This is a genomic window from Mesorhizobium sp. M1163 (genome assembly GCF_040318415.1).
Lineage (GTDB): Bacteria > Pseudomonadota > Alphaproteobacteria > Rhizobiales > Rhizobiaceae > Mesorhizobium.
In genome coordinates this window covers 83,294-96,666 of record NZ_JAMYMF010000025.1, presented here as the reverse complement: position 1 = coordinate 96,666, position 13,373 = coordinate 83,294, and the positions used below count along the sequence as shown (strand labels likewise).

Annotated in this window: 12 protein-coding genes; all 12 read left to right on the top strand. The window is 57.5% G+C overall.

Annotated features, from left to right (window positions below; translation table 11 throughout):
- Positions 1-560: 560 nt before the first annotated feature.
- The gene (locus NKH43_RS22890) at positions 561-1,556 is read left to right on the top strand and encodes a M14 family metallopeptidase (protein ID WP_352860024.1); all 996 of its coding nucleotides are present in this window, start codon (positions 561-563) and stop codon (positions 1,554-1,556) included.
- A 79-nt stretch (positions 1,557-1,635) separates the two neighbouring features.
- Positions 1,636-2,889: a methylaspartate ammonia-lyase gene (locus NKH43_RS22885; RefSeq protein ID WP_352860022.1), complete on the top strand. Its 1,254-nt coding sequence runs from the start codon at positions 1,636-1,638 to the stop codon at positions 2,887-2,889.
- 15 nt (positions 2,890-2,904) lie between these two features.
- Positions 2,905-4,056, top strand: coding sequence for a CaiB/BaiF CoA transferase family protein (locus tag NKH43_RS22880; RefSeq protein ID WP_352860020.1), 1,152 nt, complete (start codon positions 2,905-2,907; stop codon positions 4,054-4,056).
- 133 nt (positions 4,057-4,189) lie between these two features.
- Complete coding sequence (locus NKH43_RS22875; RefSeq protein WP_352860018.1) at positions 4,190-5,104, top strand: HpcH/HpaI aldolase/citrate lyase family protein; 915 nt, start codon at positions 4,190-4,192, stop codon at positions 5,102-5,104.
- A 163-nt stretch (positions 5,105-5,267) separates the two neighbouring features.
- On the top strand, positions 5,268-6,194 hold the full coding sequence (locus tag NKH43_RS22870; protein ID WP_128247925.1) for a LysR family transcriptional regulator: 927 nt from the start codon (positions 5,268-5,270) through the stop codon (positions 6,192-6,194).
- Between the two features lie 188 nt (positions 6,195-6,382).
- Positions 6,383-7,816, top strand: a complete 1,434-nt coding sequence (locus NKH43_RS22865; RefSeq protein ID WP_352860017.1) for an NAD-dependent succinate-semialdehyde dehydrogenase — start codon at positions 6,383-6,385, stop codon at positions 7,814-7,816.
- A gap of 6 nt (positions 7,817-7,822) precedes the next feature.
- A complete protein-coding gene (locus NKH43_RS22860) occupies positions 7,823-9,367 on the top strand; it encodes a fumarate hydratase (RefSeq protein ID WP_352860015.1) in 1,545 nt (514 codons plus the stop codon).
- A gap of 66 nt (positions 9,368-9,433) precedes the next feature.
- Entirely contained in the window at positions 9,434-9,934 is a 501-nt protein-coding gene (locus tag NKH43_RS22855; RefSeq protein ID WP_352860014.1) for an Lrp/AsnC family transcriptional regulator, read from the top strand.
- A 150-nt stretch (positions 9,935-10,084) separates the two neighbouring features.
- The gene (locus NKH43_RS22850) at positions 10,085-10,381 is read left to right on the top strand and encodes a hypothetical protein (RefSeq protein ID WP_352860012.1); all 297 of its coding nucleotides are present in this window, start codon (positions 10,085-10,087) and stop codon (positions 10,379-10,381) included.
- Complete coding sequence (locus tag NKH43_RS22845; protein ID WP_352860010.1) at positions 10,381-10,803, top strand: E2/UBC family protein; 423 nt, start codon at positions 10,381-10,383, stop codon at positions 10,801-10,803. Before NKH43_RS22850 ends, NKH43_RS22845 begins: the two co-directional genes overlap by 1 nt.
- Positions 10,800-12,251 (top strand): HesA/MoeB/ThiF family protein, encoded by a 1,452-nt coding sequence (locus NKH43_RS22840; protein ID WP_352860008.1) that lies wholly within the window; start codon positions 10,800-10,802, stop codon positions 12,249-12,251. The genes NKH43_RS22845 and NKH43_RS22840 overlap by 4 nt, the downstream gene beginning before the upstream one ends.
- Entirely contained in the window at positions 12,187-12,714 is a 528-nt protein-coding gene (locus NKH43_RS22835; protein ID WP_352860007.1) for a ubiquitination-like system serine protease family protein, read from the top strand. Before NKH43_RS22840 ends, NKH43_RS22835 begins: the two co-directional genes overlap by 65 nt.
- The last annotated feature ends 659 nt before the right edge of the window (positions 12,715-13,373 follow it).

The window sequence follows — 13,373 nt, the reverse complement described above, 5'->3', positions numbered from 1 at the left end:
TGGCCTAAGCTCCGCTGGCCGGCCTATTGGGCGGCATGAGCAAGCCGTGGTTAGACCGTGCAGCGGCTCGGCACATTGCACAGAAGCCGCCCATGAACCGCATACCACCGCCGACGAGACGGTCTCGGCCTGGACGTCTTCGGGTAGACCCAGATCCTAAACCTGCCCATGGATCTGCAAAGGGGGATCGGCACATAATCTTCATCTCGCACAGGTGCAACGGGCACCGCATCTGTCTGCTGACAACGTCCGCAAAGATAAGGCCTGATAGGGGAAAATACTTCTTAGCCCTCGATCGGTGACGAAACGCTCCAAGTGTGGGGCCCGTGTGGCGGGCAAGCACGTCCCTAGCGTTTAAGCGGGGAAGCCAGCTATTCTTCCCGCTTTCATTGTGAACATCGAGCAGCGATAGTTCCACCAAGCAGGCTGCGGCGATCTAAAAACGCGATAGCACGGTCCGGGATATTGTATTGGCGAATTGGACACCGCGTGGCGCATACTTCCAGAGCGGGCAAACGCAAACCCGCAAAGGTGCCCTGAACTTTCCAACAGGCTGGACAATGAGCGAAGCACCACATCTCACGTTTGATCTTGTTTCGCCCGGCGTGAGCATGGGGCATCTTTTTGTCCCGGGAGGTGCCGACTGCGGAGAGCTTTCGCTCCCGGTCTTCAGTCTAAATAAAGGAGAAGGCCCGCGCCTTCTTGTCACCCGCGGAAATCATGGCAATGAACTGGAGGGGCCGCTTGTCGCGCGGCAGCTGATCGAGTGGCTACCAGAAGCGCCAACCGGTGGAAGGGTGATCGTCCTGCCGGTGCTCAATCCATTGGCCGTGGAGGCTTGGAGCCGCAATACTCCACTCGACGGCTTGAATCTCAATCGCGTTTTTCCAGGGCGGGCCGACGGGTCAGTGACCGAACGAATCGGGGATGCGGTTTCGCGGGTATTGTTGGCAATGGCCGACACCGTTTTTGATCTGCACAGCTTTGGACCAACGTGGGATTTTCCACCGGCCGCCACGACGCACCCGATTGCCGATCGCGATCTCATGGCCAGGACGGTCAGAATGGCGGAAGCGTTCAAATTGCCCTTGGCTTTGGTTTGGGATTGCAACGACACGGCTGGAATGTTCGATATCTTGGCCCAAAACCAGGGCAAGGTATTTGTTTGCGCTGAATTCGGCGGCGGCACGGTCGGCGCGGACAATCTCGCGATCTACGAGGCTGGAGTGCGCAACGAGCTCATTGCGCTCGGGCTGTTGGAGGGTCAAGCCGAGTATCCAACATTCCGTCAAGAGAAGTCCGGTCAAACACTCGAAACGCATCCGTCCGACGAGTTGAAATCGCCTGCACCGGGCATCTTCGAACCTGGCTGCTCGGTGTTGGATGAAGTGAAGCAGGGAGATCTCCTAGGCATCCTGCATCCGATGGAATCGCTGTCCTCTGAGTCCATTGATATCCGCGCACCTGGAAGATCCCTAGTCGTGGCCATACGATCGGGGGCGCATGTCGAAATGAACGAAGGGATAGCGATCGTTGCGCGACCGCTGAAGATCTGAGATTCGGGTGCAGGCCAAGTCGTCTCGCCTCCCAACACCGGAATGAGTTTATCACCTCAAAATCAATCGAGTGACTGATTTGCAGATCAAAGATGTCGTGCTCGCGCCTGGCAACGGCGCATTTTTCTATGACGATCAGGGCGCCATTAGATCCGGCGCAATCCTGGACGGTTTCATCTATGTGGGCGCACCGACGACGCCTGGGTTCAATTCGATTCGCATTCCAGCATCTTCACTCAGCGTCGGGCTCGTCCTTAATGACGACACCGTTGTTTGGGGCGACATGATGAACGTTCAATACTCTGGTGCTGGCGGACGCGATCCGCTGTTCGACACGAATCAAATCTCGGATTTGACGTCGCGGGTTGTGGTCCCGCGGCTTCTCGATGTCGATGCGTCTCGCTACCTTGATGCCTGCGCGAAGGTTTTCGAGCCCTCCGAACACAAGCAGTTACCTCTCGCGATTGAGTATGGCGTCAGCCAGGCTCTACTTCGCGCGGCCGCCCATCTTCACCGTACGACGATGGCGGAGATCGTATGCGGTGAATTTAGCCTACCGCTGCCGACGCGTGGGGTCCCGATTTATTGCCAGAGCGGCGATGCTCGCGAAATCAACGTGGACAAAATGATTCTGAAGGCCGTGGATGTCCTTCCCCACGGGCTGATAAATTCCAGGCAGAAATTCGGCGCCGACGGCCAAACCTTCATGACTTTCGTGAAGTGGGTCGCAACGCGTATACGCGACATCGGCGGCCCGGGGTATCATCCGGTGCTGCATTTCGATGTGTACGGCTGGATCGGCCAGGAAATCGGCCTGGAGCCGCAAAGCATTGCCGATTTTATCTGCAAGGTTGCAGATACCGTCCCGGATTTCTTGCTCAACATCGAGTCCCCGGCGGATTTTGGTTCGACACAAGCTCAAATTGAGAACTACGCCAAGATCGTATCGATTTTGGACAACCGGGGTTCCAGCGCACGCATTGTCGTGGATGAGAGATGCAATACGCTCGAGGATGTTCGGCTCTTTGCAGAAGCCAAAGCAACGCATCTGGTCCAAATCAAGACACCCGATGTCGGCTCAATTGCCGATACGGCGCGCGCCGTTCTCATCTGCAAGGAGAATGGGGTAGGGGCATATGTTGGAGGAAGCTGTACCGAGACAGATCTCTCCGCCCAGGCTTCTGTCCACGTATCGGTGGCAACCCAGGCCGACATGATGCTTGCGAAGCCCGGAATGGGTGTCGACGAGGCATATTCCATCGTCGGGAACGAGCAGAACCGATTGCTGGCGATGCTGAACCGTCGTCGAGTTCGAGCCAAAAACGTTGGATGAGAGGCGCGGTGTCGCATGCAGAACTCTCTTGAGGGGATCACTGTCGTAGCCGTGGAGCAGGCCGTGGCCGCGCCTTACGCGTCGTCTCGGCTCGCGGATGCCGGTGCTCGGGTGATCAAGATCGAACGGCCCGAAGGGGACTTTGCCCGAAGCTATGACAAGTTGGTCCGAGGGCAGAGTGCTTACTTCGTCTGGCTTAATCGGGGTAAGGAATCGGTGTGTCTGGACCTGAGGTTGGAGGCGGACCGCGAGGTCCTCGACACGCTCATTGCCGCTGCTGACGTCTTTATCCAGAATCTAAAGCCGGGCAGCATCGAAAAACTAGGCTTCGGGTCTGCTGACCTGCGTCGCCGATTTCCGCGCCTGATAACCTGTGACATCTCGGGTTTCGGTGACAAAGGGCCTTATTCACACTTGAAGGCCTATGATCTCATCGTCCAGGCCGAAACAGGTCTATGTGCGATCACAGGCAACCAACAAGGGCCCGCGCGTGTCGGGGTCTCGGTCTGTGACATCTCAGCGGGCATGACAGCGCACAGCGCCATTCTTCAGGCGATGTATCACCGCGAGGTCACCGGCGAAGGGACCAGCATTCAGGTGTCACTGTTCGATGCTGTCGCTGACTGGATGAATGTTCCGGTTCTGCAAAACGACTATAGCGACTACCACACGGAACGCGCCGGTGTGAAACACCCGTCACTGGCGCCATATGGCGCCTATCGTTGTGCCGATGGCAAGGACGTCATCTTTTCGGTTCAGAATGACCGCGAATGGGTGAATTTTTGCGAGAAGTTCCTCAAGCAGCCGGAACTTACACGCGCACTTGGTTTTGCCGATAATATGGAGCGCCTCAGTCACCGTGCGCAACTTGATAAGATCATTGAACGGCGGTTCTCTGAACTATCCTGCCAGGGAGCAATGCAGGAGCTTGAGGCGGCCGGACTGGCATATGGCCGACTGAGCGAAGTGGCGGATGTTTCAAAACATCCACATGTCCGCAGAGTCGAGATTGGCACGCCTGAAGGAAGCGTCGAGACGATCGCGCCGGCGGCAATTTTCAATTATGAGCAGCCCTCGCTACGCCCAGTTCCGGCTCTTGGCGCTCATACCCAGGCTGTCCGCGAGGAGGTCCTGGGGCTTCTGCGCGACAGAGCCGCATCAGCATGAGAGCGCGTCCCGGCAAGGTGAGTGCGCACGCGATTTCCAAAGAGCCTGTGTCCCTCCGGTCATCTCAGCGTATCGGCCGCCAAGAGTACTCACTGGCACCGCCCTCGCTAAAACCGGGCGCAGAGGGGAGTTCATGATCAAGGACACCTGGGCGGCCATTGGAAGCGAGATATCTGTACCGCGCTGGAGATCGCTGCTCTTCGTTCCCGCTCACGTTCCGCGATATGTGGAGACGGCGCGTAAGCGGGGTGCAGATGGCGTCATTCTCGACTTGGAGGATTCCGTTCCTCAGGATCAGAAGGGTGAGGCACGGCGACAACTTTCTAAATCCGTGGCAAAGGTCGCGGGCGAGCGCACCTCTGTTTTGGTCCGCGTGAATCGTGGTTTCCGCGCGCTGGCGGCCGATCTCGATGCAGCCGTCATGGCAGGCGTCGATGCACTTGTTCTTCCGAAGACGGATTCGGCGGAGTGGGTTCTAGAGATCGCGAATGCAATTTCAGAACTTGAAGGGGAAAGAAATCTTCCGCTGGGACGCATCCGGTTCCTTGCCCAGATCGAGACCCCGGGCGCCTTGCAAAGGCTCGCGGCCATTGCGTTGGCGCATCCCAGGATGGTCGCAATGGCGCTCGGTCCCGAAGACTTCAGTGCCGCTGTCGGCGGCTCCCCTGAGTTCGACCTTCTGTTGGCGCCGAACCTTTCTGTTTTGTTTGCCGCCCGTGCGGCCGGCTTGCTCCCACTGGGCTTCGTAGGGAGCATCGGCGAGTTTTCGGACACTCATAAACTTCGTGAAGCCGCGACGCGTGCGCGGCGGCTTGGCTTTGTTGGAGCTTTGGCGATCCATCCGACACAAGTGGCCATATTCAATGAGGCTTTCTCGCCAAGCGCACAAGAACTCGAGTGGGCCCATCGTGTCGTCGCGGCGCAAACGGATTCCTCGGCGCGGGGCAGAGGTGCTTTCGCCTTGGACGGAAAGATGGTCGATGCACCGATCATTCGAAGGGCCCGTGAAATCATTGCCTTGGGCCCGCAAGCCGAGCTGGAGGTTTGAGACCTTCGCCAACTGATGAGACCGGACGAGACATCACAAAAAAGCCACGGCCCTCCAATTGTCTCGCCAGGGGGTCTCTGCAGCGTGGCACAATTATTGCTGTCGCGCCATCGCATTTCGAGATAGATTACATAAATTGGAGTTGGCCCTCGGAAGAGTACCGGTGGAAATCAGGCAGTTAAGATATTTCGTCGGCGTGGTTGAAGCAGGCAGTTTTACGAAGGCCGCCGGCTTCCTCAATGTCGCCCAGAGTGCGCTGAGCCTACATGTGCGTCAACTGGAGGAAGGTTTCGGCACCCAGTTGCTAATACGCGATAGGACCGGCGTGAGTGTCACGGCGTCGGGAGCCAAACTCCTCGAGCGGGCGCGGGCGATTCTCAGGGAAATTCGACTTACCGAGGTGGAATTGACCAACACAACTGCTTCCCCGGCGGGGGAGGTGACTATTGGCATTCCGTCTGGAGCTGCTCGAGTCCTAAGCGGCCCGCTGCTTGAGTCGGTAAGAAACGAACTGCCCAAAGTGTCCCTCAAGATGGTCGAGGGTATGACTGGACCGCTAGAGGAGTGGATGGCTGCTGGACGCTTCAATCTGGCGGTTCTCTACCGCACGGCGGACAGTGTAGGGCGAATGACGGTGCTAGCACGCGAAAACCTTTGTCTGGTGGTCCCGTCCGGTGAGCCGCCTTTCGAAGATGCGATATCTCTGGCTGACCTGCATGCATTCCCGCTGGCTGTTCCCATGCGCAACAACAATGTCAGGCGTTCTGTGGCTGACGTCGTCGCACAACACGGTTGCGCGCTGGACGTCAAGTTTGAAGTGGACTCGCTTTCAACGATCATCAACATGGTCATAGAGGGGAAAGCCCATTCTATTCTCGCCCCTTCTGCGGTTCAGAAAGAAGCCTCTCAAGGGCTGGTCCGGACGGTCAAGATCGTCGACCCGGTGATTACCCGCTCCGTTGTGCTTGCGGTAAATCCGAAAGATGAGCGTTCTGCGGCCGTTTCCGCGATACGCAAGCTCATTCCGAAGGTCGCCAGAGAGTTAATAGAGAGCCGCCGCTGGGCAGCATCCGTTCCTGACGCGGCCTGACAGCCGTCGATCTATAAAACACGACCTTTTTGCCATCGGATTAGATCGATCTGGATTCCAGATGGATTTCGGCACTAATCGATATTTGACCCGCCGCGACCGTCGCGATGAAACTGGCTCAGGCGAGAGTTCAGCGGTTTCGACACTCGAAAGGCGCTCGCCTAGCAAATCAGAGCAGTGGAGCGCGCATGTCCGACGCTAGGAGCAACGAGCTCTTTATAAACGGCAAATGGCGAGCCGGTGGTAGCAGAGCCACATTGCCGGTGATTAATCCGGCGACGGAGAAGGTATTTGCCTCGGTGGCCTCGGCGACGGTGTCGGATCTGGATGAGGCCCTCGCTTCGGCAGAACGCAGCCGCAAGGCTTGGTCTTCACGGCCTGCAAAAGAACGTGCCGAAATCCTGGTAGCAGCCGCAAGAATTTTGGCAACGAAGATTGAAGCAGCAGCCAGGGACCTGTCGGCCGAACAGGGAAAGACGATTGCCGAAGCGACAGGTGAGTACACGCGCGCCGTCGAAACGCTGGAGTGGAACGGCAGGCATGCGGAAGAGCTGTCGGCCTCGATCCCGATGGCCCCGAACCGGATGATCGTCCCGGAGCCGCTCGGTGTCGTTGCTGCCTTTACGCCCTGGAACTATCCGGCCGTTCTCATCGCCCGCAAGCTCGCCCCCGCGCTGGCGGCAGGCTGCCCGGTGATCCTCAAAGGGGCTGAAGAGACACCGAGCGTGGCTGTCCATATCGTTGAATCATTGCGCCAAGCAGGCGTTCCGGACGGCGTGGTCAATCTGGTCTTCGGTGTGCCGGTGCATATATCGCGGCATTTGCTCAGTTCGCCAATCGTGAAGGTCTTGACTTTCACCGGTTCAACCGCTGTTGGAAAACAGCTGGCCATGCTCGCGGCGAATAATTTGCAGCGCTGCATTCTTGAACTCGGTGGGCACTCTCCGGTTATAGTGTGCGAGGATGCCGACCTGGCAAAGGCCATACCGGCGATCTCGGAATACAAGTTCGAGTGCGCGGGCCAGAGCTGCAATGCGCCCAGCAGGATTTTTGTCGCTCGGTCCCGCTATGAGGAATTTCTGTCCCGGATGACGGAGGCGGTCCGCAAGATCAGGATCGGCCTACCAGACGACGCCGCAACGGACATGGGCCCGATGGCGAACGCCCGGCGAATCGAAGCCATGCAGCGCCTGACCAAGGATGCGGTCGAACGAGGCGCCCGCATCGAGACCGGTGGCGCCCGCCTCGACCGACCGGGCTTTTACTGGCCGCCAACCATCCTGACGGGCGTACCGAAGGAAGCGAGAGTGCTTCATGAAGAGCCGTTCGGACCGATCCTCACTGTGGCGCCGTTCGACGCGCTCGAGGAGGCGATTGAGGAAGCCAACGCCACCGAGTATGGTTTGGCCGCTTACTTCTTCACGGACGCTGCCGATACGCAACGAAAGCTGACCAACAGTCTTTCTGCGGGAGCTGTCAGTGTGAATTACCTGAAAGGGGTTTCCGCGGACGCGCCTTATGGAGGCGTCAAGCAAAGCGGCTATGGATACGAGGGCGGCGAGCAGGGGGTGCGAAGCTTTCAAATCCTCAAGATGGTGAGTGGCCTCGGATCATTTGGATGAGTTTTCGTGAATAGAAGAACACGGACCATCGCCGGCAAGGACATCACAAGGAGCGTTGCCGACGCCCTTCAGTACATCTCGTACTACCATCCTCCAGATTACATCCGGTCTCTTTCGCAGGCCTACGCGCGCGAACAGAGTCCAGCGGCGAAGAATGCCATTGGGCAGATTCTGGTTAATTCCCGCATGGCTGCCTTCGGGCGGCGGCCGATGTGCCAGGACACCGGCCTTGTAGTGGTCTTCGCCAAGATCGGCATGGACGTCCGCATCAACTCAGCGGGCGCTTTCGCAGACCTCGTGAATGAGGGCGTCCGTCAGGCATATCTAGACTCGTACAATCCTCTTCGGGCATCGATTGTTGCCGATCCGCTCGCCGGACGGGTCAACACCCGTGACAACACGCCAGCAGTCGTCCACGTCGAACTGGTGCAAGGTAACAAGATTGAGATCACCATCGCCGCAAAGGGAGGGGGGTCAGAGAACAAGGCGCGTTTTACCACCTTGAACCCCAGCGCCTCCGTTGCCGATTGGGCGGTTGACACGGTCGCGACGCTTGGCAGTGGTTGGTGTCCACCCGGCCTGATCTCGGTTGGCATCGGTGGTAGCGCTGAAAAATCGATGCTGCTCGCCAAGGAGGCCATGAACGAGCCAATCGACATGTCGGAACTAATAGCCAGGGGGCCTTCGAGCCCGGAGGAGGCACTTCGGATCGAGCTTTATGAGCGGATTAATGCACTTGGCATTGGCGCCCAGGGCCTTGGTGGTCTGACGACGGTCGTCGATGTCAAGGTTGCGACCTATCCTACCCATGCGGCTTCCAAGCCCGTTGCACTCATCCCACAATGCGCCGCCAACCGGCACCTGAAGTTCACCCTGGATGGCTCTGGACCAGTCAGGCTGGAGGCGCCCGACTTGCGCGATTGGCCCGATATTGGAACCGACGAATTGAGTCCAGCCGGCGTTCGCCGCGTTAATCTCGATGCGCTGACGAAGGAAGAGACGGCATCCTGGCGTTGCGGGGAAACACTCCTATTGTCCGGAAAGATGCTGACAGGCCGTGACGCCGCCCACAAGCGAATCGTCGAGTTGATCGACGCCGGCAGGCCGCTTCCGGTCGATCTCAGGGGGCGCGTGATTTATTACGTTGGACCCGTCCGAGCCGTGAGAGATGAGGTCGTCGGACCGGCTGGCCCAACAACCTCCAGCCGTTTGGACGATTTTACGGACAAGGTGCTCGCCGAAACCGGGCTTTTCGCAATGGTGGGCAAAGCGGAGAGGGGACGGGCGGCTATCGAGTCGATTGTGAGACACAGAACTCCCTATCTAATCGCGGTGGGTGGCGCTGCGTACCTGATTTCAAAATCGATCAAATCAGCGCGGCTTGTTGCGTTCGAAGAGCTTGGCATGGAAGCAGTCTATGAATTCGAGGTGCAGGATATGCCTGTCATTATGGCTGTCGATGTTGAAGGAAGCTCCATTCACAATTCCGGGCCTATTGAGTGGCGTAAGCGAATGGCGGCGGACAGCATCGCACGCAACATCGGCGTTTGAGCCTTCCCGGCCAGCTCGGTTGCTAGGATCGATTCCATTTCGAAAATGGCTCTAGAGCAGAAGGTCATGAAGGCAAAACAACCCAATCCTGTGCGCCTGGACGCCAGGGATATCCGGATTCTTTCAGCGATTCAGTCGGAGGGCAGGATTTCAAAAAGCGAGCTTGCAAAGCGCGTTCACCTGTCGGCCTCGGCTTGCTCGGAGCGGCTCCGGGCACTCGAAGCTGGAGGGATTATTGAGGGATTCTACGCGCGGCTGAGTCCAGCCCTCATCGGTGGCATGGTCTTTGTAATGGTGGAGGTCGTGCTGGATCGTCATCGCCTCGAGGACCAAAGACACTTTGAGTTTGCGATCCAAGAATTTCCGGAAATCCTGGATTGCTGGGCAATCGGCGGGAGGATCGATTATCTGATGCGCGTCGCAACTCTTTCCATGGCTGCCTATCAGGATTTCATGGAGGGATTGCTGCAGGCAGGTCTGGGGATCGATCAATATTATAGCCTTGTGGTGACCAAACCTGTGAAATCCAATGCGCCGATCCCCCTATCTGCATTAAGGCAACGGTAAACTCCCAAGCCTTGATTTGCACGGGATTGGATCTCCATTCCGCGAATTCCGTGGCGAAACACGCGCATTCCCGTGAAACCCAAAGGAACGCTTCCCGTATAAGAGGCGGCTGGTCGAGCGTTCCCTCAATCAACGGGAGAAGAGGGATAGATGCGCCTGAGCTATCTTGAAACCAAAACTGCGAGAGAAGGATCAAAGCTTATGGCTGCGAAAGAGAAGTTCAAATTCAAAATCGAAAACGAAAGCTATGAATGGGACAACCGGTTCATAACCGGCGCTGAGGTGCGAGGTGTAGGCCCTGGCATACCAGATAGCATGGACCTCTATGTGAAAAGGCCGGGCCAGCCCGGCCAGTTGGTTGGGCGCGATGACCCAATCGATTTGCTGCCTTCGGGGATCGAAAAGTTTTACGCCCAGGATGCAAGTTCCGAAGCCGGAGACGAATAATGCCCCTGTTGTTCGATTCCGATTACGAGACACTCCACAAAGCCGGCGTCAATTTTGAAGAAGAAGAGAGCACCCGTTTTCTTATATTCAAAAGCTTTCCGCTGCCGGAAGGGATTTATCAGGCAGGTGGTAAACCAACAGACGCGATCGATGTCTTGTATGTTATTCCGGAGAATTACAATAGCTCGGGTGGCGACATGTTCTGGGTTCACCCACGCCTCCATCGGGCAGACGGCGAGCCAATACCAAATACTGGCGGGCCTGGTCCCAATGAGGATTCGCGTACGCACAAGGGGACAGTGTTTTGCCGATGGTCCAGACACTGGTATAAAAATCCCTGGAAGCCAAAGGTCGACGACGTCCAGACTATCATGGACCGGATCTCGTGGGCGTTTAAGTACCCTGACGCGAGGCGCTCATGAACGGACATCGCATTTCGATTGCCGGTTCGCTCGACAATAGGCTCAAGAGCTGGTTGACCGGGCACCCTGACGGTGACGAGCGCGGTGCGCTGGTCCTCTTCCGCAAAATGGAGAGAACTGTACCGGGTCTGCCGCCGTCAGCGCGTTTTGTGGCTGTTGACGTGATTGAGATGGATGGCGACTGGGTGCTGGACAGCTCCCCGGTGCACTTGCGCATTAATCTGCGCAAGTTCCAGGATATCTACTTTCGTTGCGAGCAGGAGCGGCTCGAACTGGGGTTTGCCCATAGTCATCCAAAGGGCGTTCTGGATTTCTCGACGAAGGATGATCAGAACGAACAAAGCATTCTGAGGGGATATGCTGGCTGCAACGGCCCTGAGGTGTCACTTGTTGCGATGATTTTGGCCGACGGACATTGGCGTGCGAGAGTTCGTCCGGGTGCGGCCCCTCACCGCGTGACCGACGTCCGGCATGTTTGTGTGCTCGGCACGGAGCTGGCAGTTCACATCAGCAACACGGACGATGCTGCACCATCGGAAGTGCTAAGGCGCCAAGAAGCTGCCTTTGGCGAGCCGTTCAACGAGAAGCTCAGATCGTTGCGCGTAGCAATCGTCGGAGGAGGCGGAACAGGATCTTCAGTCGCCACACTCATCGCCCGCGCGGGTGTAGGCGAACTCATCATTATCGATGGCGATTTGCTCGAAGATAGCAATCTCAACCGCGTCCGCGGATATCGCCGTTGCGATGTAGGCGAGAGCAAAGCTGCCACGTTAGCCCGATACATACGAGATCTGGGCCTGATGGTGACTGTCGTTGCCATTGAGGCGTATGTGAACGAGTCTCCAGAAGCGGTCGATGCGATTTCCAGCGCCGACCTGGTGTTCGGCTGTACTGACGATGTCGCGGGAAGGGAAGTTCTCAATCAAGCAGTGTACTATTACTGCCAAGGGCTTATCGACTGCGGGCTCACCGGCAACATTGGTCTTGACCAGGACCGTCAGCCGTACCTACGTGATCATAGAGGCCGGGTTAGCACAGTTCTTCCCGAATTTGGTGGGTGCTTAAGATGCCAAGGCGTCGTCACCGAGGAAAAGCTCAGCTACGAGAGTGCACTGAAGGCGCGTCCGAAGCTGGCGGAGCTGGATCCAGAGACGCTCCGGGAAGAGTACTATCTGGTCGGGGGCGGGGAGCGGGCGCCCGGAGTCGGGCCCTTCACAAGTGCGACTGCCGACATGGTCGTAGCGACATTCTTTGATCTGGTGCGCCCCTATCGGCGGCTTCCGAGCGACATTCGCCGCGACAATCTATGGTACGACTTCGTGCACATGGTCATTCGCAGCAATATGCCAAAGGACAACGCTGATTGTTTTTGCTGCGGTCCACATGGTTTATTGCTCGCACCGGAGAATGGCTACCGGCTCAGCATGCCGTCACTCGGCAAGCTGTAATATTCACATGCGGTCTTGGCTGTTAAAAGTCGTGCGGTGGCTAGAGGAAATCGTTCTCGGCCCACGCCGTCCAAAAACGTCCGCGATCCGAAATCCTTCTGAGGCGCGACCCGCGAATATACTTTTCGCTCGCAGCGAAGTCGTTGAAAAAACGCCTCCCAATGACACGGTTCGGCCGGGACAGTTCATCAGCGTCGTGCAGAAAGGCCGACCATACTGGGCGATCTTTAGATGCCCCTGTGGGTGTGGCGAGGTGGTCTCGTTACCAACGCATCCACCACATAACCCCAGGTGGCGCATCGAGGTGAGCCTGGGGGGCCGGCCAACATTGCATCCCTCTGTTTGGAGAACTAAAGGGTGCCTAAGCCATTTCTGGCTTAGCGACGGAAGAGTCTACTGGTGTGAAGACACCGGTGTCGAGCCTTGGCGAGCCCGACCACACGTATATGCAAGAAAAATCTAGAGCACATCCTGGAGCCGACGACTCGACTGCGATTTGACGACGGCCATCCGCTGGTGATGCAATCCACTTTGCTGAGGTGGATGATTGCAAGAGCATTGAGCGAATCCTCGATCGCGTTCCTCAAGGCTCCGGCCTGACGCATGTCGGTACGGCAAGACGCGGAGCGGTTTGGATACCGCCGTAGTCCCTCGTTCGCAAGCGCGAATATCGCGCGCCGACGCCGCGTCAGCGGACGCGCTTCCCGTTTCTAATGCGCATAAAGCCTCCATCGTCGGGCTGGTTAATGCGCGTAAAGACATCACGCTGGACGAGATGGTTGGAGCGGCCGTAGACTAACCGGTCGACGCGAATTAGTCCCTAACTTTCTGGGCGACTGGCCGCTTAGGCACGGCAGTAGGTTCAAAAGGCTCGTTTTCGCTTACGGCGACGTGTTCCCACCTATGTCGAGCAGGTTCTGGTTACCTTGTCGCAGGAGGACGGCCTGGTGTCCGCTCATTGGCAAAGGTACACTCCAAAGCTCGGTTTCCACGGCAACTGATCCTGATTCCGCGAATTCGCCGGCTAAAAACGTGCATTCCCGCGAAACACGAGAGCTGTTTCCGGTATGCTACTTGCTAATGAGTTGGCCGGCCGAGTGCCTCCGCCATTGTATCGCGAGG

Excerpts from the sequence above, each read along its gene's own strand:
- NKH43_RS22890 (WP_352860024.1), top strand. The coding sequence starts at position 561 with ATGAGCGAAGCACCACATCTCACGTTTGATCTTGTTTCGCCCGGCGTG.
- NKH43_RS22880 (WP_352860020.1), top strand. The coding sequence starts at position 2,905 with ATGCAGAACTCTCTTGAGGGGATCACTGTCGTAGCCGTGGAGCAGGCC.
- NKH43_RS22875 (WP_352860018.1), top strand. The coding sequence starts at position 4,190 with ATGATCAAGGACACCTGGGCGGCCATTGGAAGCGAGATATCTGTACCG.
- NKH43_RS22865 (WP_352860017.1), top strand. The coding sequence starts at position 6,383 with ATGTCCGACGCTAGGAGCAACGAGCTCTTTATAAACGGCAAATGGCGA.
- NKH43_RS22855 (WP_352860014.1), top strand. The coding sequence starts at position 9,434 with ATGAAGGCAAAACAACCCAATCCTGTGCGCCTGGACGCCAGGGATATC.
- NKH43_RS22850 (WP_352860012.1), top strand. The coding sequence starts at position 10,085 with ATGCGCCTGAGCTATCTTGAAACCAAAACTGCGAGAGAAGGATCAAAG.
- NKH43_RS22845 (WP_352860010.1), top strand. The coding sequence starts at position 10,381 with ATGCCCCTGTTGTTCGATTCCGATTACGAGACACTCCACAAAGCCGGC.
- NKH43_RS22840 (WP_352860008.1), top strand. The coding sequence starts at position 10,800 with ATGAACGGACATCGCATTTCGATTGCCGGTTCGCTCGACAATAGGCTC.
- NKH43_RS22835 (WP_352860007.1), top strand. The coding sequence starts at position 12,187 with ATGGTTTATTGCTCGCACCGGAGAATGGCTACCGGCTCAGCATGCCGT.